The 22,656-nt window shown below is 63.0% G+C and carries 21 protein-coding genes; 11 read left to right on the top strand and 10 right to left on the bottom strand.

The window, feature by feature from the left end:
* Nucleotides 1-58: 58 nt before the first annotated feature.
* Nucleotides 59-1,399: an ATP-binding protein gene (locus INQ47_RS16360; RefSeq protein WP_404702113.1), complete on the top strand. Its 1,341-nt coding sequence runs from the start codon at nucleotides 59-61 to the stop codon at nucleotides 1,397-1,399.
* Nucleotides 1,400-1,528: 129 nt separating this feature from the next.
* On the opposite strand, the gene INQ47_RS16355 is transcribed toward INQ47_RS16360, so the two are convergent.
* Nucleotides 1,529-2,086 (bottom strand): nitroreductase family protein, encoded by a 558-nt coding sequence (locus INQ47_RS16355; protein WP_021783437.1) that lies wholly within the window; start codon nucleotides 2,084-2,086, stop codon nucleotides 1,529-1,531.
* Nucleotides 2,087-2,188: 102 nt separating this feature from the next.
* Here INQ47_RS16355 and INQ47_RS16350 point away from each other — a divergent pair, with 102 nt between their 5' ends.
* On the top strand, nucleotides 2,189-3,643 hold the full coding sequence (locus INQ47_RS16350) for a TrkH family potassium uptake protein (RefSeq protein WP_021783436.1): 1,455 nt from the start codon (nucleotides 2,189-2,191) through the stop codon (nucleotides 3,641-3,643).
* Here the strand turns inward: INQ47_RS16350 and INQ47_RS16345 are convergent.
* Nucleotides 3,600-4,661 carry an AraC family transcriptional regulator gene (locus tag INQ47_RS16345; protein WP_404702112.1) on the bottom strand — a complete coding sequence of 354 codons (1,062 nt, stop codon included), beginning with the start codon at nucleotides 4,659-4,661 and terminating at the stop codon, nucleotides 3,600-3,602. The genes INQ47_RS16350 and INQ47_RS16345 overlap by 44 nt on opposite strands.
* 153 nt (nucleotides 4,662-4,814) lie before the next feature.
* On the opposite strand from INQ47_RS16345, the gene INQ47_RS16340 reads away from it, so the two are divergent.
* Nucleotides 4,815-5,126, top strand: a complete 312-nt coding sequence (locus tag INQ47_RS16340) for a DUF962 domain-containing protein (protein ID WP_252461591.1) — start codon at nucleotides 4,815-4,817, stop codon at nucleotides 5,124-5,126.
* Nucleotides 5,127-5,139: 13 nt separating this feature from the next.
* On the opposite strand, the gene INQ47_RS16335 is transcribed toward INQ47_RS16340, so the two are convergent.
* Entirely contained in the window at nucleotides 5,140-5,937 is a 798-nt protein-coding gene (locus INQ47_RS16335) for a UDP-2,3-diacylglucosamine diphosphatase (protein WP_021783434.1), read from the bottom strand.
* Nucleotides 5,938-6,064: 127 nt separating this feature from the next.
* Between INQ47_RS16335 and INQ47_RS16330 the strand changes: the two genes are divergently transcribed.
* Nucleotides 6,065-6,832: an AraC family transcriptional regulator gene (locus INQ47_RS16330; protein ID WP_021783433.1), complete on the top strand. Its 768-nt coding sequence runs from the start codon at nucleotides 6,065-6,067 to the stop codon at nucleotides 6,830-6,832.
* Nucleotides 6,833-7,049: 217 nt separating this feature from the next.
* Nucleotides 7,050-7,940, top strand: coding sequence for a DMT family transporter (locus INQ47_RS16325; protein WP_021783432.1), 891 nt, complete (start codon nucleotides 7,050-7,052; stop codon nucleotides 7,938-7,940).
* Here INQ47_RS16325 and INQ47_RS16320 read toward each other — a convergent pair whose 3' ends face one another.
* Entirely contained in the window at nucleotides 7,941-8,222 is a 282-nt protein-coding gene (locus tag INQ47_RS16320) for a SelT/SelW/SelH family protein (RefSeq protein ID WP_121783045.1), read from the bottom strand.
* A 67-nt stretch (nucleotides 8,223-8,289) separates the two neighbouring features.
* On the opposite strand from INQ47_RS16320, the gene INQ47_RS16315 reads away from it, so the two are divergent.
* Entirely contained in the window at nucleotides 8,290-10,476 is a 2,187-nt protein-coding gene (locus INQ47_RS16315; RefSeq protein WP_404702111.1) for a patatin-like phospholipase family protein, read from the top strand.
* A gap of 38 nt (nucleotides 10,477-10,514) precedes the next feature.
* Here the strand turns inward: INQ47_RS16315 and INQ47_RS16310 are convergent, their stop codons facing one another.
* Together INQ47_RS16310 and recQ are read right to left on the bottom strand one after the other, a co-directional pair.
* The gene (locus INQ47_RS16310; protein ID WP_252461595.1) at nucleotides 10,515-10,952 is read right to left on the bottom strand and encodes a MarR family transcriptional regulator; all 438 of its coding nucleotides are present in this window, start codon (nucleotides 10,950-10,952) and stop codon (nucleotides 10,515-10,517) included.
* A gap of 150 nt (nucleotides 10,953-11,102) precedes the next feature.
* Nucleotides 11,103-13,250 (bottom strand): DNA helicase RecQ, encoded by a 2,148-nt coding sequence (recQ, locus tag INQ47_RS16305; protein ID WP_404702110.1) that lies wholly within the window; start codon nucleotides 13,248-13,250, stop codon nucleotides 11,103-11,105.
* Nucleotides 13,251-13,493: 243 nt separating this feature from the next.
* On the opposite strand from recQ, the gene INQ47_RS16300 reads away from it, so the two are divergent.
* The 3 genes from INQ47_RS16300 (at nucleotide 13,494) to INQ47_RS16290 (ending at nucleotide 16,124) form a co-directional block, all read left to right on the top strand.
* Nucleotides 13,494-14,081, top strand: coding sequence for a YecA family protein (locus tag INQ47_RS16300; protein ID WP_010955200.1), 588 nt, complete (start codon nucleotides 13,494-13,496; stop codon nucleotides 14,079-14,081).
* A gap of 7 nt (nucleotides 14,082-14,088) precedes the next feature.
* On the top strand, nucleotides 14,089-14,454 hold the full coding sequence (locus INQ47_RS16295) for a YbaN family protein (protein WP_404702109.1): 366 nt from the start codon (nucleotides 14,089-14,091) through the stop codon (nucleotides 14,452-14,454).
* Nucleotides 14,455-14,765: 311 nt separating this feature from the next.
* On the top strand, nucleotides 14,766-16,124 hold the full coding sequence (locus INQ47_RS16290) for a TolC family outer membrane protein (protein WP_021783426.1): 1,359 nt from the start codon (nucleotides 14,766-14,768) through the stop codon (nucleotides 16,122-16,124).
* 61 nt (nucleotides 16,125-16,185) lie between these two features.
* Here INQ47_RS16290 and INQ47_RS16285 read toward each other — a convergent pair whose 3' ends face one another.
* The 3 genes from INQ47_RS16285 to INQ47_RS16275 all read right to left on the bottom strand — a co-directional run bounded on the left by INQ47_RS16285 (nucleotide 16,186) and on the right by INQ47_RS16275 (nucleotide 19,446).
* On the bottom strand, nucleotides 16,186-16,785 hold the full coding sequence (locus INQ47_RS16285) for a tRNA-uridine aminocarboxypropyltransferase (protein ID WP_404702108.1): 600 nt from the start codon (nucleotides 16,783-16,785) through the stop codon (nucleotides 16,186-16,188).
* 64 nt (nucleotides 16,786-16,849) lie between these two features.
* Nucleotides 16,850-18,415, bottom strand: coding sequence for a PAS domain-containing methyl-accepting chemotaxis protein (locus INQ47_RS16280; RefSeq protein ID WP_252461599.1), 1,566 nt, complete (start codon nucleotides 18,413-18,415; stop codon nucleotides 16,850-16,852).
* Between the two features lie 137 nt (nucleotides 18,416-18,552).
* Entirely contained in the window at nucleotides 18,553-19,446 is an 894-nt protein-coding gene (locus INQ47_RS16275) for a LysR family transcriptional regulator (RefSeq protein ID WP_003254585.1), read from the bottom strand.
* 224 nt (nucleotides 19,447-19,670) lie between these two features.
* On the opposite strand from INQ47_RS16275, the gene speB reads away from it, so the two are divergent.
* Both speB and INQ47_RS16265 read left to right on the top strand, forming a co-directional pair.
* Complete coding sequence (gene speB / locus INQ47_RS16270) at nucleotides 19,671-20,621, top strand: agmatinase (RefSeq protein ID WP_129932884.1); 951 nt, start codon at nucleotides 19,671-19,673, stop codon at nucleotides 20,619-20,621.
* 275 nt (nucleotides 20,622-20,896) lie between these two features.
* Nucleotides 20,897-22,276 carry a sodium:solute symporter gene (locus tag INQ47_RS16265; RefSeq protein WP_003254587.1) on the top strand — a complete coding sequence of 460 codons (1,380 nt, stop codon included), beginning with the start codon at nucleotides 20,897-20,899 and terminating at the stop codon, nucleotides 22,274-22,276.
* 127 nt (nucleotides 22,277-22,403) lie between these two features.
* Here the strand turns inward: INQ47_RS16265 and INQ47_RS16260 are convergent, their stop codons facing one another.
* The gene (locus INQ47_RS16260; RefSeq protein WP_009683677.1) at nucleotides 22,404-22,532 is read right to left on the bottom strand and encodes a PA1414 family protein; all 129 of its coding nucleotides are present in this window, start codon (nucleotides 22,530-22,532) and stop codon (nucleotides 22,404-22,406) included.
* Nucleotides 22,533-22,656 lie beyond the last annotated feature (124 nt).

Below are 22,656 nucleotides of genomic sequence, written 5' to 3'. Positions count from 1 at the left end.
GCTGTCCGCCCCCTGCCCGGTCCGCATCACTGCGGGCCGGGCTTTTCCCGTTAAGGAGGTGCACTTGCGTTCTTTGTTCTGGCGCATCCTGGCCAGTTTCTGGCTGGCCATCACCCTGGTCGCAGGCCTGTCGATCCTGCTGGGGCACATGCTCAACCAGGACGCCTGGATCCTCAGCCGCCACCCGGGCCTGAATACCCTGGCCAGCAAGTGGACCAAGCACTATGAGCAGGAAGGCCTGGAGGCGGCCCAGCACTTTCTGGAACGACGCAAGGACCGCTACAAGATCGACGTGCAGGTGCTCGACGATAGCGGTGAGGCCGTGGTGCCGGGTACCTTCCCACGCCGTGCGGCAGCCTTCGAAGCGCGCCAGCACAATGACCAGCGGCGCTTGCCATGGCGCCGGCTGACCGAGGAATACACCAGCCCCGACACCGGCGAAACCTACTTGCTGATCTACCGCATCCCCCATCCGGCGCTGGATGCCTGGCACCGTGAAAGCCTGCTGTGGCCTCTCAGCGCACTGGGCATTGCCTTGGTCGTGCTGACCCTGTTCAGCCTGCTGGTGACGCTGTCCATAACCCGTCCGTTAAGCCGCCTGCGCAGCGCCGTACACGACCTGGGCCAGACTACCTATCAGCAGAACAGCCTGGCACGGCTGGCAGCTCGGCGCGACGAGTTTGGCGTGCTGGCCAAGGACTTCAACAAGATGGGTGCACGCCTGCAAAGCACCATTGGCAGCCAGCGCCAGCTGCTACGCGATGTGTCCCACGAACTGCGCTCGCCGCTGGCCAGGCTGCGTATCGCCCTGGCCCTGGCCGAACGCGCCGAGCCTGAGCAGCGGCAAGCGCTGTGGCCACGCCTGACCCGCGAGTGCGACCGCCTTGAAGACCTGATCAGCGAAATCCTCGCCCTGGCCCGAGTGGATGCCGAACAGGCTCATGCCGAACCCGTCGACATCAATGCCTTGCTCGGCAGCGTGCGCAAGGACGCCCTGCTGAGCGCGCCGGAGCAGGACGTGCGCCTGGAGGCGCAGCCGGGGTTGAGCTTGCAGGGTTGGCCAACGCTGATAGAGCGGGCCGTGGACAACCTGCTGCGCAATGCCCTGCGCTTCAACCCGGTCGGCCAGCCGATCGAGGTCAGCGCCGCACGCGAGCAGGACCGTATCGTGATCAGCGTACGTGACCATGGGCCTGGGGCGGCAGCGGAGCACCTGGCGCAACTGGGCGAGCCGTTCTTCCGCGCGCCGGGGCAGGCAGCGCCGGGGCATGGCCTGGGGCTGGCGATTGCGCGCAAGGCAGCGGAGCGCCATGGCGGTAGCCTGGTGCTGGAGAATCATCCACAGGGTGGGTTTGTGGCCAGGCTGGAGTTGCCCTTGGCTGAAGCGGCAGGCAGTTGATGGGTGTAACGGCGCCTGGCCTCTTCGCGGGTAAACCCGCTCCTACAGGGGATGTAGATGCCGTTGCAGGAGCGGGCTTACCCGCGAAGAGGCCGGAAGCCTTGATACATGAATCAGCCCAAGGCGGCCTTACTCACCCCAGCCACTGACGAAATCGGCAGTGGCCAGCACCGGTGCCGTACGCGGCTCGGTCAGCGGCGTACCGACATACAGGTAGCCAATCAGCTCCTCGTTCTCGGCCAACCCCAACCCCTTGTGCACATGGGCATCGAAAGCCATGTCACCGGTACGCCACACCGCGCCGATCCCCTGCGCATGCGCAGCAATCAGAATACCGTGCGCCGCACAGCCCGCCGCCAGGCGTTGCTCGGACTTGGGCACCTTGAAGTGGTCCTGCAACCTGGCCACCACCACGATCAACAATGGCGCCCGCAGCGGCATGGCACGGGCCTTGTCCAAGGCTGCCTGGCTGGCATCGCCCTTGTGCTGCAAGGCTTCGGCGAACAACTCGCCCAGCTTCTCGCGGCCCTGCCCTTCGATGGTAAGAAAACGCCACGGCCGCAGCTGGCCGTGGTCCGGGGCGCGCAGGGCAGCCTGGAACAGCGCCTCGCGCTGGGCGGCATTAGGCGCCGGGTCGGTCAGGCGTGGCACGGAAACACGGTTGAGCAATGCGTCGAGAGCCTCCATCGGCTACCCTCCTGGCAGTTGAATGTGCGGCCATTCTAGCGTTTACATCACCAGACCCATAGGTAGAATGGCGCCCTTCCGTTTCGAGTCTGAGCAGATCACATGGCGTTGCCGACCTTAAGGATCATTGGTTTCATCATCGGCATCTTCCTGATTACGCTGGCCGTGAGCATGGCCGTGCCCATGGCGACCCTGGTGATCTTCGAGCGCACCGGCGACATGCCGTCGTTTCTCTGGTCGAGCCTGATCACCTTCATCGCCGGCTTGGCCCTGGTAGTGCAGGGGCGCCCGGAGCATGTACACCTGCGCCCGCGCGATATGTACCTGCTGACCGTCAGCAGCTGGCTGGTGGTGTGCGTGTTCGCCGCGCTACCGTTCCTGCTGACCCAGCACATCAGCTACACCGACGCCTTCTTCGAAAGCATGTCAGGCATCACCGCCACCGGCGCCACGGTGCTCAGCGGGCTCGACAACATGTCGCCGGGCATCCTCATGTGGCGCTCGATGCTGCACTGGCTCGGCGGTATCGGCTTCATCGCCATGGCGGTGGCGATCCTTCCGCTGCTGCGCATCGGCGGCATGCGCCTGTTCCAGACCGAATCGTCCGACCGCTCGGAAAAGGTCATGCCGCGCTCGCACATGGTCGCCAAGTCGATCGTGGGGGTTTACGTCGGCTTCTCGATACTGGGCGCGCTGGCCTTCTGGTGGGCGGGCATGAGCCCGTTCGATGCAATCAACCACGCCATGTCGGCGATCTCTACCGGCGGTTTCTCCACCTCCGACCAGTCATTGGCGAAATGGGATATCCCGGCCGTGCACTGGGTTGCAGTGGTGGTGATGATCATGGGCAGCCTGCCGTTCACCCTTTACGTAGCCACCCTGCGCGGCAACCGCAAGGCGCTGATCCGCGACCAGCAGGTGCAAGGTTTGCTGGGCATGCTGGTGGCCACCTGGCTGGTGCTGGGCACCTGGTACTGGTACAGCACCGACCTGCACTGGCTCGATGCCTTGCGCCATGTAGCGCTGAACGTGACATCGGTGGTCACCACCACCGGCTTCTCCCTGGGTGACTACAGCCTGTGGGGCAACTTCTCGCTGATGCTGTTCTTCTACCTGGGCTTCGTTGGCGGCTGTTCCGGCTCGACCGCAGGCGGTATCAAGATTTTCCGCTTCCAGGTGGCCTACATCCTGCTCAAGGCCAGCCTCAACCAGCTGATTCACCCGCGCGCGGTGATCAAGCAGAAATACAACGGCCATCGCCTCGACGAAGACATCGTGCGTTCGATCCTGACGTTCTCGTTCTTCTTCGCCATCACCATCTGTGTCATGGCACTGCTGCTGTCACTGCTGGGCGTGGACTGGATGACCGCGCTGACCGGCGCGGCCGGCACGGTTTCGGGTGTAGGCCCGGGCCTGGGTGAAGTGATCGGCCCGTCGGGCAACTACGCCACGCTGCCTGACGCGGCCAAATGGATTCTGGCGACCGGCATGCTGCTGGGTCGCCTGGAAATCATCACGGTGCTGGTGTTGTGCATGCCGGCGTTCTGGCGTCACTGAGCACTTCGCCCTCCGCGCCCAGGCGGGCGCGGTACTCGCTGGGCGTGGCATCGAACCAGCGGCGGAACGCCCGATAGAAGTTGCTGGGGTCGGCAAAGCCCAGCAGATAGGCGGTTTCCAGCAAAGTCATGCCCGGCTGGGCCAGGTATTGTTCGGCCAGTTCACGGCGGGTGTCGTCAAGCAAGCCCTGGAAGCTGGTGCCCTCCTCCTGCAGCCGCCGTTGCAAGGTGCGCTGCGACAGATGCAGGGCCTGGGCCAGGGTTTCGCGCTTAGGCTCACCCTGCGGCAGGATGCGGCACAACACCTGGCGCACGCGGTGGCTGACCCGGCTTTCGGAGAAGCGTGCCAGGTACTCCCCGGCAAACCGGTCGTGCAGCACCGCCATGGCCTCGTTGGCGGTCGGCAGCGGCGCCTCCATGTCGGCCCGCTCGAACACCAGCGCATCATGTGGGGCGCCGAACACCAGTGGTGAATGGAACGCCACCTTGTAAGGCTCGACATTCTTCGGCTGCGGCCCCTGCACAAGTACCCGCCGCGGCTGGACCGGCCGGCCACTGAGCCATTTGCACAGCGCCAGCGCACAGGCCAGCGACGCTTCGGCGCTGTGTCGGGTCGGCGGCAGGTGGTCGCCGTGCACGGTCAGAATCAGCGAATAGCCCTCGGCGCCGAGGACGAAACTGAGATCGGAGCTTTCGGCGATGATGCGCTGGTAGCGCACCAGGCGCTCGAAGCCCTCGGCCAAGGTGCGGCTGGACATCAACGCGTAGCCCACCACATGAAACGACGCCGGGCGGACCACCCGTGCCATGTTCAGGCCGATGGCCTCATTGCCCGACAGCTCAACCGCCAGTTGCCAGAGGCGGGTCATGGAGTCTTGTGGAAAACGTGCATCGGGGTCGTCGAGGGCGGCAAAGTCCAGCCCCAACTGCTTGAACATGGCTCTGCAGTCCAGCCCTTCCAGTTCAAGCGCCTTCACGATCCCTGATGCCCAACTGGCTGACGTTGTTCTTTCACTCATGACAGGCTTCTTTTACCAACCGCTCCTGCGGTGAACCCCAAGGATACTCATTTGGCGCCTATTGTCACTGGTAGGCCCCGTCAGTCACTCTAGACTCGAATCAGGCTCCACGCCGTGTATCTTGTCCAGAAGTATTAATCCCGGAGCACTGCCATGAACAGCACAGCGCAGTTTCGCAGTTTTGCCGAGTTCTATCCGTACTATCTGGGGGAGCACAGCAACCCCACCTGCCGCCGCCTGCACTTCGTCGGCACCAGCCTGGTGATAGCGCTGCTGGCCTACACCATTGGCAGTGGCAAATGGTTGCTGCTGCTGGCCGTGCCGGTGTTCGGCTATGGCTTTGCCTGGGTCGGGCATTTCTTTTTTGAGAAAAACCGGCCAGCGACCTTCACCTATCCGCTGTACAGCCTGGTCGGGGATTTCGTGATGTTCCGGGATATCCTGCTGGGCAAGCTCAGGCTGTAAGCATCTGAGGCCCTTAAGCCGGCTCGCGCAACGCCGCCACGGCCTGCGCTTCGGCCAGCCGATACAGTTCGACACTGCCATCCCAATGCTCGATCAGTGCCGTGCACGATTCCACCCAGTCCCCGCAATTGAGGTAGTCCACCTCACCCACCTTGCGGATCTCGGCATGATGGATATGCCCGCACACCACCCCATGAAACCCACGACGGGTGCATTCATGGGCAATGGCATTCTCGAAGTCACTGATGAAGTTCACCGCCCCTTTCACCTTGTGCTTGAGGTACGCCGACAGCGACCAGTAACCATAGCCATAGCGCGCACGCCAATGGTTGAGCCAGCGGTTGAGCACCAAGGTGAATTCGTAGGCGCGGTCACCCAGAAACGCCAGCCAGCGGTGGTAACGGGTAATCACATCGAACTGATCGCCATGGACCACCAGCAGACGGCGGCCATCGGCCGTCAGGTGCTCGGCCTCGTCCACCAGCTGAATGTTGCCCAGAATCAGCTTTGAGTAGCGGCGCAGGAATTCATCATGATTGCCGGTGACGTAGATCACCTCGGTGCCGCGCTTGCTCATGGTCAGTAGCCGGCGGATTACGTTGGTGTGAGCTTGCGGCCAGTAGATCCCGCCGCGCAGTTTCCAGCCATCGATGATATCGCCCACCAGGTAGACACGGTCAGCCTGGTAGCCCTTGAGAAATTGCGACAGGTGTTCGGCCTGGCAGTCGCGGGTACCCAGGTGCACGTCGGAGATCCACAGGGTACGCACGCGTTGCTTGCGCGAGGGGCGGGACAGTTCGGCATGGGTCATGGGCAGGCTCCGGCGCAGTTTGCTGGAGACTGGCAGGCGCACATGACAGCGCCATGGCAAAACAGTGACGAGTGATGGCGTGCAGGGATTGAGGCACAATGGGCGCCCGCCCTGCGAGGAAGCCCCCATGACCGCCGGCCCGATCCTCTCGCTGCGCCATTACCGCGACAGCCTGATCGCCCACAGCCACGAACACCCGCAATTGGTGTTCGGCCTGCGCGGCCGCCTGGAGTTCGAGGTCCAGGGGCATGGTGCCGGGATCGATCGGCAGGGGCTGGTGGTGGTCCCGGCGGGTGCTCATCACACGTGCGCCAGCGATGCCGGCAGTGATTGCCTGGTGCTTGATGTGCCTGGGGAGCCTTGGCTGCACGAGCACTTGGGTGAGCATGCCGATGCCAGCCGCCGCCTGCTCGACCGCCCCATCGCCCTGGGCCTGGATGAACGCCAGCAGCAACTGGTGGACTGGCTGGCGAGCAGCCCTGTACACGACCCATTGATCGCCAGGCAAGGCGCGGCACTGCTGCTGGCCAGCCTCAACGTCACGGCAGCAGCCAGCGTGCACGCCAGCCAGCGCCTGCCCTATGCGTCCTTCGATGTGCATATCGAACAGCATGCTGCCTACCCGCTGCAGGTTGCCGACCTGGCGCGCATCGCCGGGCTGTCCAGTGCCCGGCTGCATGCGCGCTTTACCACTGAGTGCGGGATGACTCCGATGGACTACATTCGCCAGCGGCGTTTGCTCAAGGCGCGGCGGCTAATCGTGCAGACCGTGCTGCCGATGGGCGAGATAGCGGCGCAGGTCGGGTATAGCTCGCAAAGTGCCTTTTCAGCGGCGATGCTGCGGGCGTTCGGGTGTACACCTTTGGCTTTGCGGCGAGAGTCTGGCGATAACTGACAGCAGTCTTGCGACAGAATGTGTTTGCCTGAGGCTTTACACTTTGCCTTTACCGGCCCTTTCGCGGGTAAACCCGCTCCTACAGGATTTGCGCGGCCCTGAAGGTTGTGCACAACCTGAGCGGGTTTACCCGCGAAAGGGCCGGCACAACCTGTAGGAGCGGGTTTACCCGCGAAAGGGCCGGCACTGCCTGTAGAGATCTTCATCAAGGACCACCATGAACCACCGCACCGCCCTCGGCGCCCTGCACATTGGCGCGCTGTTCTTCGGCCTTACCGGCGTCTTCGGCAAACTGGCCGCCAGCGCCAGCCCGGCGATCATCGTCTTCGGTCGCGCTGCCTTCGCCGTACTCGCCCTGGCCCTGTTCGTCAGCCTGGCAGGTCCGGGCTGGCAACGCCTGAGCAGCCAGGACGCGCGCCGCCTGCTGCTCGGCGGCGTGCTGCTGGCCGGCCACTGGGTCAGCTTCTTCATCGCCGTCAAAGTGGGCGGCGTAGCCATCGCCACCCTCGGCTTCGCCAGCTTCCCGGCCTTTACGGTGATCCTCGAAAGCCTGCTGTTCCGCGAGCGTATCCGCCGTAACGAAGCCGTATTGGTCGTGCTGGTCAGCATCGGCCTGATACTGGTCACGCCGGCATTCGACCTGGCCAGCGAAGCCACCGGCGGCCTGCTCTGGGCGCTGCTCTCGGGCCTGCTGTTCTCGCTGCTGTCACTGACCAACCGGGCTGGCTCCGGCCGTTTGCCTGCGGTGCAGGCAGCACTGTGGCAGAACCTGGTGGTAGGCCTGTGCCTGCTGCCGTTCGCCGCCCCCGGCCTGGCCAGCGTTGCGACCCTGGACTGGCTGTGGATCGCCCTGCTCGGCATCTTCTGCACGGGTGTGGCGCACAGCCTGTTCGTCGCCAGCCTGGCGGTGATCAAGGCGCGCACCGCCGCCGTCGTGTTCGGCATGGAGCCGGTCTACGGCATTGCCGTGGCCTGGGCAGTGTTCGCCGAAACCCCCACCGTGCGCATGCTGCTGGGCGGCGCGCTGATCATCTTCGCCATCGTGCTGTCCAGCCGTCTTGCTGCCGAGCAACCACCCAGGCAGCGACCACTGACCGAGGGCGCCTGATCAGCGGTCGTTGTGACCAAGGTCACGCTGCGGGTCGACCTGGTCGCGCACCCGCTGCTTCAGCACCTTCGCTTCGGGGAAACCACCGTCGGCCTTGCGCTCCCAAATCTGCACACCATTGCAGGTGATGCGGAAGATACCCCCGGTACCCGGCTCCAGCGCTACCCGGCCAAGGTCGTCGGCAAAGGTGCTGAGCAGTTCCTGAGCCAGCCAGGCAGCGCGCAACAGCCACTGGCACTGGGTGCAATAGGTGATTACGATTTCTGGCTTGTTGTCAGCCATGGTGAAACATCTCCAGGTGAGGGGCCGCTTATACTAGCGGTCTTTCGCCCACGGTTTGAGACTCACGATGCGCCGTTTGCTGTTCTGTTTTCTGCTCGCCCTTACCTCGCTTACGGCAATCGCTGCGGAACCCGCCAGGCCCAAGGTCGGCCTGGTGTTGTCTGGCGGTGCAGCCCGTGGCCTGGCCCACATCGGCGTACTCAAGGCGCTGGAGGAACAGGGTGTGCGCATCGACGCCATCGCCGGCACCAGCATGGGCGCGGTAGTCGGCGGTCTGTACGCCTCGGGCTACAGTGTCCAAGAGCTGGAAAAACTCGCTACCACCCTTGACTGGCAACAGGCGCTCTCCGATGCCCCGCCGCGCGAGGATGTGCCGTTCCGGCGCAAGCAGGATGACCGCGACTTTCTGGTCAAGCAGAAGCTCAGCTTCCGCGACGACGGCAGCCTGGGCCTGCCGCTGGGTGTGATTCAGGGCCAGAACCTGTCAATGCTGCTGGAAAGCAAACTGGCGCATACCGCCGACACCCGCGACTTCGACAAGCTGCCCATTCCCTTCCGCGCCGTGGCCACCGACATCGCCAGTGGCGAAAAAGTCGTATTCCGCCGCGGTCACCTGCCCCAGGTAATCCGCGCCAGCATGTCGATCCCCGCCGTGTTCGCCCCGGTCGAACTGGACGGCCGCCTGCTGGTGGACGGCGGCATGGTCGACAACATTCCGGTGGATGTGGCCCGCGAAATGGGCGTGGACCTGGCCATCGTGGTCGACATCGGCACCCCGCTGCGCGATCGCAAACAATTACTGACGGTGGTCGACGTGCTGAATCAGTCGATCACTTTGATGACCCGCCGCAACTCCGAAGAACAACTGGCCAGCCTGCACCGCGACGACATCCTCATCCAGCCATCGTTGACTGCCTTCGGCGTGACAGATTTCGGCCGCGCCCGCGACATGATCGACGCCGGTTACCGCGCCACTCGCCTGCTTGACCCGCGCCTGGCCGCCCTGCGCCAACTCGAGGGCGACGCCAGCCTGGCCGTGGCCCGCTCGCCGCGCCAGCGCACGCCGGTAATTACCGCAATCCGGATCGAAAACGACTCCAAGGTCAGTGATGATGTGATCCGCTCGTACATCCGCCAGCCGATCGACGCACCGCTGGAACTGGACCGCCTGCAGACCGACATGGGTACGCTGTATGGCCTGGACTACTTCGACAGGGTGCAGTACCGCGTGGTGCACAAGGGCAACGACAACACCCTGGTGATCAACGCCCGCGGACGACGCGGCGGCACCGACTACCTGCGCCTGGGCCTGAACCTGTCCGATGACCTGCGTGGCGACAGCGCTTTCAACCTGGGCGCCAGCTACCGGGTCAACGGCATCAACAGCCTTGGCGCCGAATGGCTGACCCGCGGCCAGATCGGCGATAAGCAAGAGCTGTACAGTGAGTTCTATCAACCCCTGGATGTGGGCTCACGCTACTTCATCGCGCCGTACCTGGACCTGGGCTCGCAGAACATCGAAGCGACCCTGGACAACGACCCCGTCGCCGAGTATCGCCTGGAGCGCTACGGCTTTGGCCTGAATGTAGGCCGGCAGATCGGCAACAGCGGTGAAGTGCGCCTGGGCGCGGGCAAGGCCTGGGGCGAAGCCGAAGTGCGCATCGGCGACCAGGACTTGCCCAAAGTCAGTTTCAACGAAGGTTTCTACGAACTGAAGTACTCGTTCGACACCCTCGATAACGTGTACTTCCCGCACCATGGCGAGGACATCAGCCTGACCTTGCGCAAATACGACAAGTCGCTGGACTCCGACCAGGATTACCGGCAGTGGCTGTTTAACCTGGACAAGGCCATCAGCAGCGGGCCGAACACGTTCGTGCTGGGTGGGGGCTACGGGCGCACGCTGGACGATACCGAAGTGGTGACGTCGAGCTTTGTGATAGGCGGGGCGCGACAGCTGTCAGGCTTCCGCCAGGACTCGGTATCGGGGCAGAACGTAAGCCTGTTGCGCATGGTCTATTACCGCCGGCTGACGCCGCGGGCCTATGTGCCGCTGGACTTCCCGTTATACATCGGCGGTTCGCTGGAGCGTGGGCGGGCATGGAACAACGACAACGAGTTCGACAGTGGGTACATCAATGCGGCGAGCATCTTCCTGGGGCTGGAGACGCCTCTAGGGCCGCTGAATTTCAGCTATGGCGCCAACACTGCACATGAACAAGCGGTGTACCTGAACCTTGGGCACACCTTCTGAGGCTTGGGCTTGCACTGCACCTGAATTGGCGGGTGAGCTCAGGACTTTTCGAGGTTGGCCAGGATCTTGGCATGCACGCGCATACATATCTGCAAGTCGGCCTCGTCCACGCCGGTAAACAGCTCTACCCGCAGCTGATTGGCAATGGTCTCGATCTGATCGATCAACGGCTTGGCCGGCGGGCACAGCACAATCTTCTTCGCCCGCCGATCCTCCAGCACCGCCTGGCGACGCACCAGCCCTTGCGCTTCCAGGCTGTCAAGCAGACGCGCCAGGGTCGGGCCTTCGACACCTACGCTCTGGGCCAGCTCACGCTGGGTCGGGGCTTCTTCGAAGCGGGCCAGGTGCAGCAACACCAGCCAGCGCGCCTGGGACAGGTTGAGCCCGGCCAGGCGGCGGTCCAGCTCGGCACGCCAACCTCGGGACATTTGGGCCAGTTGCATGCCAAAGCGGTGTTGGTTGTCGTTCAGGGGCATAAGGAACTCATTGAGTAGATCTAATTATTAGGCAGCTAACCATGCCCTGCCCCATGAGGCAAGGCTCGGCCTGGCCTACGCGTTCGATAATCGTCAAAAAGCATGACAAAGGTCAGCAGATGGCGCTTCTGCCTTCGATCCTGCCGGTGTTTACAATTCGAATTCCGCCGCCAGTGCTGCTCGCACGCAATGGAGTACGCCCTCCGGTACCCGCGCCCCGAACTGGGGGGCAATGGCCGACACCGGTGGCAGTTCACCCTCACCATCAAGAAAGGCGTCCTGTACCTCCATCATCAGGTCTTCCGGCAGGTCGATGGCCTGGTCAAGACTCAGCTCCTGGCGCCCCAACGCCTCGGCCAGCAGGCTATACACGTTCTTCTCGCTGCAGTTGAGCTGCCCGGCGATCTGCGCCGGGGTCATGCCGGCACGGGCCAGGCTGACCAGTTCGTGGCGCAGGTCGAGCACCACTTTCGGTGCCTCGTCGGTGCCACCACTGTTGTTCAGCACTTCGAGGAACGCCTGGCCGTAGCGCTCCAGCTTGCGCGCCCCCACACCGCTGACCTGGGCCATGTCGCTGAGGCTGACCGGCTGGCTGCGCAGCATCTCCAGCAGTGTCGAGTCGGGGAAGATGACGTAGGGTGGCACACTGTGTTCTTCTGCCAGCTTGCGACGCAGGGTACGCAGCGCTTCCCACAGATCGCGCTCTTCGGCACGCACCAGCTGGCTGGCCGGGCTGCCGCCACCGGACGACGAGGTTTTGGCCGTGGTCTGGGGTTTGAGATCACGGCGCAGTTGCAAAGTCACCTCGCCGCGCAGCAGCGGCCGGCAGCTGTCGGACAGGCGCAGGCCGCCGTAGCCTTCGAGGTCGATATCGACCAGCCCGCGCGCCACCAGCTGACGGAACAGCGAGCGCCACTCGACCTCGGCCAGACCTTTGCCAACGCCAAATACCGACAGCTTCTCATGGCCGAAATTGCGCACCTTCTCGGTGTCCTTGCCCAACAGCACATCGACCAGGTGGCCAACACCATAGCGCTGGCCGGTGCGGAACACCGCCGACAGCGCCTGGCGCGCCGGTTCGGTAGCGTCCCAGGTCTGGATGTTGTCGACACAGTTGTCGCAATGCCCGCACGGTTGTTCGAGGGTCTCGTCGAAGTAGGCCAGCAGCGACTGGCGGCGGCAGCGGGTTTCTTCGCACAGCGCCAGCATGGCATCCAGCTTGTGCTGCTCAATACGCTTGTGGCGCTCGTCGCCTTCGGAGTTCTGCAGCATCTGCTTGAGCATCACCATGTCCTGCAGCCCGTAGGCCATCCAGGCATCGGAGGGCAGGCCGTCCCGGCCGGCACGGCCGGTTTCCTGATAGTAGGCCTCAAGCGATTTGGGCAGGTCGAGGTGAGCAACGAAGCGCACGTTGGGCTTGTCGATCCCCATGCCGAAAGCAATGGTAGCGACCATGATCAGCCCTTCCTCGTTCAGGAAGCGATGCTGGTTGGCCGCCCGCGTCTCGGCGGCCAGGCCAGCGTGGTACGGCAGCGCGGGGAACCCCTGACTACAGAGGAAGGCGGCAGTTTCGTCGACCTTCTTGCGCGACAGGCAGTAGACGATGCCAGCGTTGCCACGGCGCTCGCCGAGAAAGGCCATCAACTGCTTGCGCGGTGCCTCCTTGGGCACGATGCGGTAGAAGATGTTGGGCCGGTCGAAACTCGACAGGAAGCGCTCGGCGCCTTGCAGGTGCAGGCGCTGGACAATCTCCTCGCGGGTCCGCATGTCGGCGGTAGCGGTAAGCGCAATGCGCGGAACATGCGGGAACAGTTCGGCCAGCTGGCCCAGCTGCAGGTACTCTGGGCGGAAATCGTGACCCCATTGCGATACACAGTGGGCCTCGTCAATGGCGAACAGCGAGATGTCCAGATCGCGCAGGAAGTCGAGCATGCGCGGCTGCACCAGGCGTTCCGGTGCCAGATACAGCATCTTGACTTCACCACGGCGCAGGCGCCCGGCCAGTTCACGCTGCTGCTCCGCCGTCAGGGTAGAGTTCAGGGCGGCCGCAGACACACCCAGCTCGTCAAGGGTGGCGACCTGGTCGTCCATCAGCGCGATCAGTGGCGATACCACCACCGTCAGGCCCGGGCGCAGCAGCCCCGGCACCTGGAAACACAGCGATTTGCCGCCACCGGTGGGCATCAGCACCAAGGCATCGCCGCCATTGGCCACGCATTCGATGATCGCTGCCTGGCGCCCACGGAAACTGTCGTAGCCGAAGATGTCCTTGAGAACGCGCTGAGCCTGTTCGAGCATGTGCAACTCCAAATCGCCGTACCACCCTGGATAAAGGCTGGACGAAAAACCCGCCCCGCACACGCCAAATGCGTAAGCGGTTTTTGCCAGGCAGCCGGCAAAACCTGCCCCTGGATGAAAAATCGCGGAGTATACCGCAGCACCGCGCTGCACAGGCACCGTGGCGATAGACGTTCCCTTTGCCCCGCTGCCGCTGCAAGGTGCTAGAATTCGTTATCGTTTATTCCCCAAGGTAGCCCTGTAATGTCCTTCGCCGAGCAACTGACCCGCCTGCAAGCCTTCCTCGACGCCGACGAGCTGCACGAAGAAGCGCTGGACTATGTCGCCGCACACGGCTACCTCACCGCTCTTTCGATCAACGCCGAGGACGTGCCCGAGCGCGAGTGGATCGACGCCCTGTTCGCCGAAGAGCCGCACTACGCCAGCGAAGCCCAACGCACCGAGATCGAGGCCACCCTGGTGGCGCTCAAGGCGCACATTGCCCGCCAGTTGGCCAGCGACGAAGAATTCGACCTGCCATGCGACCTCGACCTGACCGATGAGCCGGACGATTCCGACTTGCGTGGCTGGTGCATCGGCTTCATGGAAGGCGTTTTCCTGCGGGAAGAGGCGTGGTTCGAAAACGCTGAAGAAGAAGTCAGCGAGATGCTGCTGCCGATCATGGTGGGTTCGGGCTTGTTTGACGAGCAACCAGAGTTCGCCGACATCGCCAGCAACGCCAACCTGCAGGATGACATGATCGTGCAGATCCCCGAAGCACTGAGCGCTCTGTTCCTGCTGCTGCACGCCCCTGACGAAAAACCGGCGCTGCTCAAGCCACGCCACCACTGAGCAACCTGTGCGCTACCTGCTGCTGGCTACCGGCTGGCTCAGCGTCGCGCTGGGGGTGCTGGGGATATTCCTGCCGGTACTGCCCACCACCCCCTTCCTGCTTTTGGCGGCGGCCTGCTTTGCCCGCAGCTCGCCGCGCTTTCACCACTGGCTGGTCCATCATCCCAAGCTGGGACCATGGATCCGTGACTACCTCAGTGGTGAAGGCATCCCCCTCAAGGGCAAGGTCTACGCCATCGGCCTGATGTGGGCCAGCATTGGCCTGTCGTGCTATCTGGTCCCGCTGTTCTGGGCCCGCACTTTCATGCTGACCAGTGCAGTGCTGGTCACCCTGTACATTCTCAGGCTGAAAACGCTGCACAAGCCTAAGTGACAATATTTTGTCGCCAAATATCGCTTTCGCCTAACGGGCGCCCTCTTTATCTGAATTAGTTCTTGAACTGCGCGAAAGCCTTGTACTCATTGGCTTTCATAGCATTCAGCGGCGCCACTCCCTGCCCCTTCATGCAAAATTATTAGACAACAACAGTCTTACATGGCAATTTGATATGAATAAATCTTCTTATCTATCGCGTTGAATGTACTTAGCTGTGTTGTTAAAAACCTGCAACACTATACGCGATAAGTTTATCGTCATTTTTTTGGCGAGCAGCAGGATCAATTCCAGGATCAGGGAGATGTACCATGCGCGTTTTGAACCCCATCACCAGTGCTTTATTGTTGGCCCTGGCGAGTGCCAACGTACAGGCGATGTCGATTACCGAGGCTGTCCAAAGCGCCGTGGACTACCACCCACAAGTCAGCTCCAACCGTAACAGCAAGCTGTCGGCCGATGAAGACGTGAAGTTCGCGCGTGGTGGCTACTACCCTTCCGTGGACCTGGTTGCCGGCTACGGCCGCCAGCGCTCGGACAACGCCACTACCCGCGCCGCAGGTAATCACAACAAGGAAACCCTCAACTACACCCAGTCCGAGCTGCGCCTGCGGCAGATGATCTTCGACGGCTTCAACACCGCGAATGAAGTGGGCCGCACCGAGGCGGTCTCTACCTCCCGCGCCTATTACACCCAGGCCGTTGCCCAGGATGTCGCCCTGCGTGCAGTCGAGGTCTACCTGGAAGTGCTCAAACGCCGCGAACTGGTGACCTTGGCCAAGAACAACCTGCAAGCTCACCTGCGCGTCAACGACCAGATTGGTCTGCGCAACGAGCGCGGCGTCGGCAGCACAGCCGACCTCGACCAGTCCCGCGCCCGTCGCGCCCTGGCAGAAAACAACCTGGACACCGCAGAAGTCGACCTGGCCGATGCCGAGGCCAACTTCTTCAGTGTGATCGGCCGTGCTCCGGACGAACTGGAAAGCCCGCAGACCATCAAGGGCGAGGTGCCAGGCACTCTCGAAGAGGCCCGCGATGGCATGCGCCAGAACAACCCGTACATCAAGTCTGCCCAGGCTGACGTCAACGCCGCCGAGAAGCAGTACGAAGTGGGCAAGTCGACCTTCTACCCACGCTTCGACGCCATTCTGGCAACTGGTGCCAACAACAACACCGGCGGCGAAAAAGGCCACAACAACAACGACTGGCAAGCTGGCGTGGAGATGAACTACAACCTGTTCCGCGGCGGCAGCGACAAGGCTCGCCTGCAGTCCGACGCGCACAAGATCAACCAGGCACTGGACATTCGCAACAACGCCCTGCGGGAGTTGACCGAGAACCTGAGCCTGGCGTGGAACGCCATGAACAACGCCAGCAAGCAGCTGCCGACCGCGCGTGAATACGCCGAGACCACCAAGCGTGTGCGTGCGGCCTACCAGGACCAGTTCGGCCTGGGCCAGCGCACCCTGCTGGACGTACTCGACAGTGAAAACGAGCTGTACAACGCCGACCGCCGCTACACCGAGGTGCGTTATACCGAAGAGTTCTCACGCTACCGCGTACTGGCGACCATGGGTGAATTGCTGAGCAAACAGCATATTTCGCTGCCGCCAGAGGCGCTGGCGACTACCGAAGTACGCACCGAGGCGCGTCTGCCCGAGATGCGTTGAGCGGGTTTGAGATAGCGGGGCCGCTTTGTGCTGCGAATGGGCTGCAAAGCAGCCCCAACCCTCACTCGCGGCCATGATTACGCTGAAACGTCTCTACCCCCATGGCCCTGATCTGCCCCTCGATCAACGCCTCGAACGGCGCCAGCAGTGCGTCGAAGCAGGCCGGTTGCTCCAACGTGTTCAACGCCCCGACCACCGCCTCGATCGTCGACACTGCACCCGCCTCCGGCGCTTTGCGCAACCGATAGCGCGAAGCCGCCACCTGCCCCAGCGTCACCCGTGGCAGCCCCCCCAGCGACGGGTTCAGGTACAGCAGCTTGCGCGCCTTGCGCCAGGTGCCGTCGGGTACTATCAGCAGCAAAGGTTTGTCGCCCGCCTCGCCATACGCTGTCAGCACCTGCGCGTCATCACCCGGGAACAACAGCACTGGGTGGTATCCGGGGGTGGCGAGCAGGTCATGCAGGTCATCGAACACCTCCCCAATCCGCAGCTCGGCATTGCGCAGGCCAAGGGCAGCCAGGCGCGCCGTGTTCAGGGCGTGGGCAGTTTCACTGGGGTGCTGCAGCAGGACCACACGGGTGCGGCTATCGAGCGCGGGAATCAATGGGCATAGGCAATGGTCGAGCGGGCGCTGGCAGCGTTCGCAGCGGGGTCTGGGCATGACGGTCTCCTTGGCGGGGACAGTTTGCCACATAACCGGGGCCCGCTTTGCGGGCCCCGCGATTTCAGCGGTTGAACCTTTCCGCCAGGCTGTGCAGGTACTCCGCCATGCGCTCGAGGTCCTGGCTGATTTCCGCGCCTTGCCTGGCTTGCCCGGCACTCTGGTCGCACAGTTGGGCAATCCTCACGATCTGCTGGTTGATGTCCTCTGCCACATGGGTCTGCTGCTCCGATGCCGTGGCCATCTGCTGGCTCATGCCGGTGATGCGGCTGACCGCCTGGGCAATCCCGCTCAGCGCCGCCTGCACCGCCTCGACACTGTGCACACTGTCCCGGGAAATCTGTTCACCCCGGCTGGCAGTGCTGACCGCTCGCTCCGCCCCGGCCCTCAACGAGGCGATGATATGGTGGATCTCTTCGGTCGACGCGCGGGTACGTTGCGCCAACGACCGCACCTCATCAGCCACCACGGCGAACCCGCGCCCTTGCTCACCGGCGCGCGCCGCTTCAATGGCGGCATTAAGCGCCAGCAGGTTGGTCTGCTCGGCAATCGAAGTGATCACGTCGACCACGCTGCCAATCGACTGAGTCTGCTCGGCCAAGGCGTTGACCGCCTGACCAATGTCATTGACCGCATCGCTCATGCTGCCCATGGCTTGCAGGCTCTTCAGGGCCAGCTCGCTGCCCTGCTGCGCCAGCTGGTCGGCATCACCTGCTGCGTGTGCCGTGCTTTGCACGTTGTGGGTGACCTGCTGGATGGTCGCCGCCATCTGCGCGATAGCCGTGGCGGACTGGTCAGTCTCGCTGCGCTGCCGGTCGAGCATCTGCGCCTGGGCATCGGACAGGTCGGAAGATTGCGCCGCCCGCGACTTTACCCCGACACCGGCATCCACCAGCCGGGTCAGGGCCGTTTGCAGGCGGGCTTCTTCGCTGATGATGGCCAGGTCGAGCTGGCCCTGCAGGCCTGGGTTGTCGCTGTAGGTCAGCGCCACCAACGGACTGGTAAAAGCCTTGGGATGCTCAGCCAACGTGCGGCGAATGGCCTGGTTCTGCCGGTGCTCGACCCAGAACCAAGCCAGCAGCAGACTTGCCATCAGCACCGCGAGTGCGGCATAGGGTGGCAGCCAAAGGTAACCCGCCGCCGACAGCAGGCCGGCGCCGATCAGCGGCCAGCCATGGCCCAGGCCGTGCCCCAGGCGGGCAGCCCAAGGCACTGGCCCGCGGCCATCGCGCAAGCGCGCATACAGTGCCTCGGCACGGCGGATCTGCTCGCGCGTGGGCACCGAGCGCACCGACTCGTAGCCACTGATCCGGCCCTGTTCGTATATCGCCGTGACGTAGGCGCTTACCCAGTAGTAATCGCCGTTCTTCGCCCGGTTCTTGACTATGCCCATCCAGGGTTTGCCCTGTTTGATGGTTTCCCACATGTGGCCAAACACTGCCGGCGGCATGTCCGGGTGGCGCACCAGGTTGTGCGGTTGGCCGACCAGCTCGTCGTAGGTAAAGCCGCTGATCGCCACAAAGGCGTCGTTGCAGTAGGTGATTCGGCTGTCGAGGTCAGTCGTGGAAATAAGGCGTTGATCGCCGGGGAAGGTTCTTTCGTGCTCAGTGACGGGCAAATTCATGCGCATCTTGGGCGATCCTTGCAGGATGAAATAGGGGAAAATCATCAGCGCAAGTTGATATGTAGCAGAGCGCTATCAGGTTAGCGGCCGGCGTTTGCCAGAATTTAACCCCCTCCCGACGGAATGCATGAATGCGTCGCATCTCAGCCCACGTTGAGCTGGCTTTTGAGCAGGTCACGGAAGGTCTGGATCAACGGTTCACGGCTGCGGCCGCGACGAATGATCAGCGAGAACGGGGCCTGGTAACCAAAGGTCGACGGCGACAGCACGCGCAAGTCACCTTTGTCGACCCAGGCCTGGGCGTAGTGCTCAGGCAAGTAGCCAATATAGGCCCCGGAAAGGATCAGGATCAGCTGCGCCTCCATGCTTTCAACCGTCGCTGCACTGTGCTTGAAGCCATGCCGGGCCAGTTCGGCCTGGCTCCAGTAACCACGCCCGACCATGCGCTGCTGGGTCACCACCTGCTCGGGGATGCGCCGCTCGGCATACAACGGGTGGCGGCTGCTGCAGTACAGCCAGTGCTGTTCGCGGTACAACGGCTGGTAGAGCAAGCCGCTCATCCGGGAAGAAAACGCGCCGATGGCCAGGTCCAGGCGATTGTCCTGCACACCCAGTTGCAGCTCGTAGGGGCTGGACACCGACAGGTGCAGGTGCACCGCTGGGTGCTCCTGGCTGTAGGCACCGATGGCTTCGGCCAGCGGCAAGGCGCGGTCACCGACAGTGGAGTCGATCACCCCAAGGTTGAGGGTGCCACGCAATTCACCCTTGAGGGCGGCGGCATACTGCTCGAAACCGTCCAGCTCGGCCAGCAGGCGCAGGGTCTCCTGATGAAACAGCTCGCCCTTGCTGGTCAGGCTGAAGCCACCCCGACCACGGTGGCACAGCACGATACCCAAGGCGCCCTCCAGCTGGCTCATGTAAGTACTGATGGCCGAGGTCGACAGGTTCAGCTCGCGCTGGGCGTTGGCAAAGCCCTGGTGGCGCACCACGCTGATGAAGATGCGCAGCAGTTTCAGGTCGGGCAAGGTCGAGGCCATGGTGCAACGGTTCCACAAGAGTATGTGCGCGCAGTCTAACTGCTCCACCCGCCTTTAGTTCAGAAAATCCTGAACTAAGTATTTGTCGGTAGCGATTCTTCCCCGGCACTACCTTGAGCAGACTTGGCCGAAATGTCCCTGCCCGCCGGCAAACCACACGTGAATGGCGCGCGGCGGCACAGGTTCGAACAAACACAACAATCGACCGACTGATGAGGCCCACCGTGGACAAGACTCTCCACCAACCACTGGGCGGCAACGAAATGCCGCGTTTCGGCGGCATCGCTACCATGCTCCGCCTCCCCCACCTGCAAAGCGCCGAAGGCCTGGATGCTGCCTTCATCGGCGTACCGCTGGATATCGGTACCTCGCTACGCTCCGGTACCCGCTTCGGCCCACGGCAGATCCGCGCCGAGTCGGTGATGATCCGCCCGTACAACATGGCGACCGGTGCCGCCCCGTTCGACTCGCTTTCGGTCGCCGATATCGGCGATGTGGCAATCAACACCTTCAATCTGCTGGACGCCGTGCGCATCATCGAAGAAGCGTATGACGAGATCGTCGAGCACAACGTCATTCCCATGACCCTGGGGGGCGATCACACCATCACCCTGCCGATCCTGCGTGCACTGCACAAGAAACACGGCAAGATCGGCCTGGTGCACATCGATGCCCACGCCGACGTCAACGACCACATGTTCGGCGAGAAGATCGCCCACGGCACCACCTTCCGCCGCGCCGTGGAAGAAGGCCTGCTCGACTGTGAGCGCGTGGTGCAGATCGGCCTGCGCGCTCAGGGCTACACCGCCGATGACTTCAACTGGAGCCGTCGCCAGGGCTTCCGCGTGGTCCAGGCCGAAGAGTGCTGGCACAAGTCACTGGAGCCACTGATGGCCGAAGTGCGGGAAAAAGTCGGCGGTGGCCCGGTTTACCTGTCTTTCGACATCGATGGCATCGACCCGGCTTGGGCGCCCGGTACCGGAACCCCGGAAATCGGCGGCTTGACCACCATCCAGGCGATGGAGATCATTCGCGGCTGCCACGGCCTGGACCTGATCGGCTGTGACCTTGTTGAAGTCTCCCCGCCTTACGACACCACCGGCAACACCTCGCTGCTCGGCGCCAACCTGCTGTTCGAGATGCTCTGCGTGCTACCGGGCGTGGTGCGTCGCTAAGGTCTGGATGAAAAGCCTTGAGACGAAGGTCAGGCAAGGCGAAAGCAGCCGAGGAAGCGGAGTTTACGGGTTGTAAATGAGCATTGCGAGGCTGTTTTCGACGCAGCATCACCGAGTATCAAGGCTTTTCATACAGAGCCTAAAACCGTTACACCCCGGCAGGAGCCATGAGGGAGGGCCACTGAGGCCCGCCAACACACGACAGGACCGCCGGGCGCCATGAACCCCGCCCGCGTGGTCGATCTCGCCATAATAAAGATAATCGGGAGACCCCAATGGCCTTGGACATCATTGTTGTAATGATCTATACCGCCGGCATGCTCGGGCTTGGCTGGTATGGCATGCGCCGCGCGAAAACCCATGAAGACTACCTGGTAGCCGGGCGCAATCTCGGCCCGGTGCTGTACATGGGCACCATGGCCACCACCGTACTCGGTGGCGCCTCCACCGTCGGCACCGTGCGCCTGGGCTACGTCCACGGCATCTCCGGCTTCTGGCTGTGCGCAGCCCTGGGCCTGGGCATCATCGCCATCAACCTGTTCCTCGCCAAACCGCTGCTGCGCCTGCGCATCTTCACCGTGACCCAGGTGCTTGAGCAACGCTACAACCCCACCGCACGCCAGGCCAGCGCCGTCATCATGCTGGCTTATGCACTGATGATCGGGGTCACCTCGACCCTGGCCATGGCCACCGTCCTGCAGGTGCTGCTGGACCTGCCGTTCTGGGCTTCTCTGATGCTCGGCGGCGGCGTGGTAGTGCTGTACTCGACCATCGGCGGCATGTGGTCGCTGACCCTGACCGATATCGTCCAGTTCGTGATCAAGACCGTCGGCCTGATGTTCATCCTGCTGCCAGTGTGCCTGTACAAGGCCGGTGGCTGGGACACCCTGGTGGCCAAATTGCCAGCGGCCAGCTTCCAGCTGACTACCATTGGCTGGGACACCATCATCACTTACTTCCTGATCTACTTCTTCGGCATCCTCATCGGCCAGGACATCTGGCAACGGGTGTTCACCGCCCGTGACGAAAAGGTCTGTCAGCGTGCTGGTACCACCGCTGGTGTGTACTGCGTGCTGTATGGCCTGGCCTGTGCTGCGATCGGCATGGCTGCGCACGTGCTGATGCCCGACCTGGCCAACCCGAACAACGCCTTTGCCGAGATGATCAAGACCACCCTGCCCGATGGCATCCGTGGTCTGCTGATGGCCGCGGCCCTGGCGGCGATGATGTCCACCGCCAGTGCCGGCCTGCTGGCTGCCTCGACCACCGTGACCGAAGACCTGCTGCCCAAGCTGCGTGGCGGCAAGCAGTCGAGCCTGGGTACCAGCCGCCTGTTCACCCTGCTCACCGGCCTGGTGGTGCTGGGCATCGCGCTGGTGGTGAATGATGTGATCAACGCCCTGACCCTGGCTTATAACCTGCTGGTCGGTGGCATGCTGATCCCGCTGATCGGGGCGATCTTCTGGAAGCGTGCAACCACCGCAGGCGCGATTGCCAGCATGTCGCTGGGCTTTGCCACCGCCCTGCTGTTCATGTTCCTGGACGGGCTGGAGGCTAATACGCCGATCTACTACAGCCTGGCAGTAGGACTGGTGAGCTTTGTAGGGGTGAGCCTGGTGTCGCGCAAGTCGGTCGCGGCGGTGAAGCTGGCCTGACCGTTGTACCGGCCCTTTCGCTTGGAGGAGCGGGCTTGCCCGCGAAAGGGCCAGTACAGGCAATAGACAATCAGCAGACACAAAAAGGCCGCTGCACACACTCGGGTGCAGCGGCCTTTGTCGTTAATCAGCGCCGACGCGGTTGACGTTTGCGCTGCTCTTCATCAGTCGGGATCGGCACCGGCTGCAAGGGTGGTGGAATCAGCCCCAAGGCTACGGCCAGGTCGTGGAGCCAGTTTGACAGTGGTTTATTCATAATGCCCCCTTGACGGGTCAGCCTCACGGCAAATCAATCCTGCGATGTTTCATACAGATCATAGCCCGATGTCCTGTATTACGCATGCCTCTGTTCCTACAGATAAGGGCCATTTTGACGCGGA

This window comes from Pseudomonas sp. 3HC3, assembly GCF_044904505.1.
Taxonomy (GTDB): Bacteria; Pseudomonadota; Gammaproteobacteria; order Pseudomonadales; family Pseudomonadaceae; genus Aquipseudomonas; species Aquipseudomonas putida_Y.
The sequence above is the reverse complement of the archived record's forward strand: the minus strand, read 5'-3'. Positions and strand labels throughout refer to the sequence as shown.

What these genes read in the sequence shown, in the direction of transcription:
- INQ47_RS16355 (WP_021783437.1), bottom strand. Translation starts at nt 2,086, where the DNA reads ATGGAGGCTCTCGACGCATTGCTCAACCGTGTTTCCGTGCCACGCCTG.
- INQ47_RS16350 (WP_021783436.1), top strand. Translation starts at nt 2,189, where the DNA reads ATGGCGTTGCCGACCTTAAGGATCATTGGTTTCATCATCGGCATCTTC.
- INQ47_RS16345 (WP_404702112.1), bottom strand. Translation starts at nt 4,661, where the DNA reads ATGAGTGAAAGAACAACGTCAGCCAGTTGGGCATCAGGGATCGTGAAG.
- INQ47_RS16340 (WP_252461591.1), top strand. Translation starts at nt 4,815, where the DNA reads ATGAACAGCACAGCGCAGTTTCGCAGTTTTGCCGAGTTCTATCCGTAC.
- INQ47_RS16335 (WP_021783434.1), bottom strand. Translation starts at nt 5,937, where the DNA reads ATGACCCATGCCGAACTGTCCCGCCCCTCGCGCAAGCAACGCGTGCGT.
- INQ47_RS16330 (WP_021783433.1), top strand. Translation starts at nt 6,065, where the DNA reads ATGACCGCCGGCCCGATCCTCTCGCTGCGCCATTACCGCGACAGCCTG.
- INQ47_RS16325 (WP_021783432.1), top strand. Translation starts at nt 7,050, where the DNA reads ATGAACCACCGCACCGCCCTCGGCGCCCTGCACATTGGCGCGCTGTTC.
- INQ47_RS16320 (WP_121783045.1), bottom strand. Translation starts at nt 8,222, where the DNA reads ATGGCTGACAACAAGCCAGAAATCGTAATCACCTATTGCACCCAGTGC.
- INQ47_RS16315 (WP_404702111.1), top strand. Translation starts at nt 8,290, where the DNA reads ATGCGCCGTTTGCTGTTCTGTTTTCTGCTCGCCCTTACCTCGCTTACG.
- INQ47_RS16310 (WP_252461595.1), bottom strand. Translation starts at nt 10,952, where the DNA reads ATGCCCCTGAACGACAACCAACACCGCTTTGGCATGCAACTGGCCCAA.
- recQ (WP_404702110.1), bottom strand. Translation starts at nt 13,250, where the DNA reads ATGCTCGAACAGGCTCAGCGCGTTCTCAAGGACATCTTCGGCTACGAC.
- INQ47_RS16300 (WP_010955200.1), top strand. Translation starts at nt 13,494, where the DNA reads ATGTCCTTCGCCGAGCAACTGACCCGCCTGCAAGCCTTCCTCGACGCC.
- INQ47_RS16290 (WP_021783426.1), top strand. Translation starts at nt 14,766, where the DNA reads ATGCGCGTTTTGAACCCCATCACCAGTGCTTTATTGTTGGCCCTGGCG.
- INQ47_RS16285 (WP_404702108.1), bottom strand. Translation starts at nt 16,785, where the DNA reads ATGCCCAGACCCCGCTGCGAACGCTGCCAGCGCCCGCTCGACCATTGC.
- INQ47_RS16280 (WP_252461599.1), bottom strand. Translation starts at nt 18,415, where the DNA reads ATGCGCATGAATTTGCCCGTCACTGAGCACGAAAGAACCTTCCCCGGC.
- INQ47_RS16275 (WP_003254585.1), bottom strand. Translation starts at nt 19,446, where the DNA reads ATGGCCTCGACCTTGCCCGACCTGAAACTGCTGCGCATCTTCATCAGC.
- INQ47_RS16265 (WP_003254587.1), top strand. Translation starts at nt 20,897, where the DNA reads ATGGCCTTGGACATCATTGTTGTAATGATCTATACCGCCGGCATGCTC.
- INQ47_RS16260 (WP_009683677.1), bottom strand. Translation starts at nt 22,532, where the DNA reads ATGAATAAACCACTGTCAAACTGGCTCCACGACCTGGCCGTAGCCTTG.